This is a genomic window from Rathayibacter sp. AY1B5 (genome assembly GCF_002932795.1).
Classification (GTDB): Bacteria; Actinomycetota; Actinomycetes; order Actinomycetales; family Microbacteriaceae; genus Rathayibacter.
Window position 1 is genome coordinate 1 of sequence record NZ_PSWM01000052.1, and the last position, 1685, is coordinate 1685.

Consider the following 1685-nt stretch of genomic DNA (forward strand, 5'->3'; position numbering starts at 1 on the left):
GACGAGACGGCGCGCTCCTCCTCCTGGGCGACGCTGCGGGTGCTGGCGGTGTCCTCGGGCTCGGGCAGCGGCTCCGGCATGCGCAGGACCGGCCCGAGGAGCGGGCGTCGGCGGCGCTGTCGGCGGCGAGAGCGAGCTCCGCGTACCGCTTGGCGTCGTCGAAGGTGTGCTCGGCCAGCTCGGCGCGCACGTCGGCGAGAGCCGACGGCGACATCGAGAGGGTCGTGGCGCCGAGGCCGACGAGGACCACGGCGAGCAGCGGGTCGGCGGCGGCTTCTCCGCAGATCCCGACGGGCTTGCCCAGCGCCGCTCCCGCGCGGCCGACCTCGCCGACGAGGCGGAGCACGGCCGGATGCCACGGGTCCTGGAACGCCGAGACCGTGCCGAGCATGCGGTCGGCGGCGAGCGTGTACTGGGTCAGGTCGTTGGTGCCGATCGAGGCGAAGTCCGCGACTCCGAGGATCCGGTCGGCGAGCAGGGCGGAGGAGGGGACCTCCACCATCACGCCGGCGGTGCGGATGCCGAGCTCCCGCGCCATCGAGGTGAAGTAGCGGGTCTCGTCCACGGTCGCGACCATCGGCGCCATGACCCAGAGGTCGGCGTCGGTGGCGGCGTCGGCCTGAGCGAGCGCGGTGAGCTGGTCGCGGAGGATCTGCTCGCTGGCGCGGAGTGCGCGCAGTCCGCGGAGTCCGAGGGCAGGGTTCTCCTCGTGGTCGTCGTTGAGGAAGCTCAGCGGCTTGTCGGCGCCGGCGTCGAGCGCGCGGACGACGACCTTGCGGCCGGGGAACGCGGCGAGCAGGCGCGTGTACTGCTCCGCCTGCTCGGCGACCGAGGGCGCCTCCTTCGCGTCGAGGAAGAGGAACTCGGTGCGGAACAGTCCCACTCCCTCGGCGCCGAGCTCGACCGCGTTCGCAGCGCCGTCGGCCGACCCGAGGTTCGCGAGCAGCGGCACGGCGTGGCCGTCGGCCAGCGCGCCGGGGACGACCGGCGCGGCGAGCATCTCGGCGCGCTCGGCGATCGAGGACTTCGCGGCGCCGATCTCGGCGTCGGAGGGGTTCACCGTCACGACGCCGGAGGTCGCGTCGAGGATGACGAGCTGGCCGTCCCGCAGGTCGAGGGCGCCGGTGGTGCCGACGATGGCGGTGATCGACTTCTCCCGGGCGAGGATCGCCGTGTGCGAGGTCGGTCCCCCGTCGCTGGTGATCAGGCCGAGGACCTTCTCGAGGTCGAGCAGCGCTGTGTCGGCCGGCGCGAGGTCGCGGGCGACGAGCACGAACGGCTCGTCCGACTCGGGGACGCCGGGAGCGGCGACGCCGCGCAGGTGCGCCACGACGCGCTGCGAGACGTCGTCGAGGTCGGTCGCGCGCTCGGCCATGTAGCCGCCCATCGCCACGAGCAGGTCGCGGAAGCCGGCGAAGGCCTCGTGCACGGCGCGCTCCGCGGTCTTGCCCCCGGCGATCCGCGCCTTGACGTCGTCCGCGAGGGACGGGTCCTCGGCCATCAGAGCCTGGGCGTCGAGGACGTCCTTCGCCGAGCCGCCGGCCCGCTCGCCGCGGTGACGGATGGTCGCGGCGGTCGCGGAGAGCGACGAGACGGCGCGCTCCTCCTCCTGGGCGACGCTGCGGGTGCTGGCGGTGTCCTCGGGCTCGGGCAGCGGCTCCGGCATGCGCAGGACCGGCCCGAGG

General features: G+C 74.6%; 1 protein-coding gene. It reads right to left on the bottom strand.

Going from position 1 to position 1685, the window contains the following annotated elements:
• The coding region (gene ptsP / locus C5D44_RS17450) for a phosphoenolpyruvate--protein phosphotransferase (RefSeq protein ID WP_258068046.1) at window positions 1-1685 on the bottom strand (1685 nt) is incomplete at both ends.